This window comes from Desulfovibrio sp. 1214_IL3152 (assembly GCF_036763055.1).
Classification (GTDB): Bacteria; Desulfobacterota; Desulfovibrionia; order Desulfovibrionales; family Desulfovibrionaceae; genus Desulfovibrio.
This window is the reverse complement of the sequence record NZ_JBAIYW010000278.1, coordinates 1-1085: the sequence shown is the minus strand read 5'-3', so window position 1 is coordinate 1085 and position 1085 is coordinate 1. Positions and strand designations below refer to the sequence as shown.

At 60.7% G+C, this 1085-nt stretch carries 1 protein-coding gene; it reads right to left on the bottom strand.

Annotated elements, in window-relative coordinates:
* Positions 1 to 1085: efflux RND transporter permease subunit (locus V6C07_RS05955; RefSeq protein ID WP_333535443.1), on the bottom strand; the 1085-nt coding region annotated here is incomplete at both ends.

The following is a 1085-nucleotide window of genomic DNA, read 5'->3' as shown; positions in this document are numbered from 1 at the left end:
TGACGATCAGGCCGCCCACCATTGTTACGCCCAGGGGCCGCCGCAATTCTGCGCCCATGCCCCAGCCCAGCATAAGGGGCAGCGCACCGAGCAGGGCTGCCATCGTGGTCATGAGAATGGGCCGCAAACGCAGCAGACACGCCTGACGTATGGCCGCCAGAGGCTCCTTGCCTTCATTGCGCTCGGCATCCAGCGCAAAGTCGATCATCATGATGGCATTCTTTTTGACAATGCCGATAAGCAGGATAATGCCGATAATGCCCACGACCCCAAGTTCCATATCGGCCAGCATCAGGGCCAGCAAGGCTCCCACTCCGGCCGAGGGCAGGGTGGAAAGGATGGTTACCGGGTGGATATAGCTTTCATACAGCACGCCCAGAACAATATACATGGTCACGATGGCCGCCAGTATGAGCCACACCTGATTGTTGGTGGACGCCATGAAAGCCTGTGCTGCCCCCTGAAACTGGATGCGCAGCGAATCCGGAAGCTCAAGGCGCTCGAACGTGCTGTTCACCGCGGCCACCGCCGCGCCCAGCGAGGAATCCTGCGCCACATTGAATGCAATGGTGGCTACGGGAAACTGCCCCTGCCGCGCGATGGAGAGCTGCGTGGGCCGCTCCTCAATGGTTGCGATGCTCGTCAGCGGCACGGGTTTGCCGTCGCCGCCCTTGACGTAAATATTTTCTATATCGCCCGGTCCCTGACGAAAACGCGGGGCCACCTCAAGCACAACCTTGTACTGGTTGGTTTGTGTAAAAATGGTGGAAATGAGCCGCTGGCCCAGGGCGTCATACAGGGCGTTGTCTATATCCGCCATGCTGATGCCGAGCCGCCCGGCGGCGTCACGGTTGATGTTGAGCCAGGCCATGCGGCCCGGAGCCTGATAGTCGCTGGTCACAAGCTCCAGTTGGGGCTGCTGCCTGAGGGCTTCAACCATGCGCCGCGCCCAGGTGTCCAGCTGCGCCCTGTCCAGAGCTTCCACCGTCAACTGATACTGGCTGCGCGAAACACGGTCTTCAATGGTCAGGTCCTGCACCGGCTGCAAATACAGGGTCATGCCCGGCAGCGACGCGGCCCGGTTA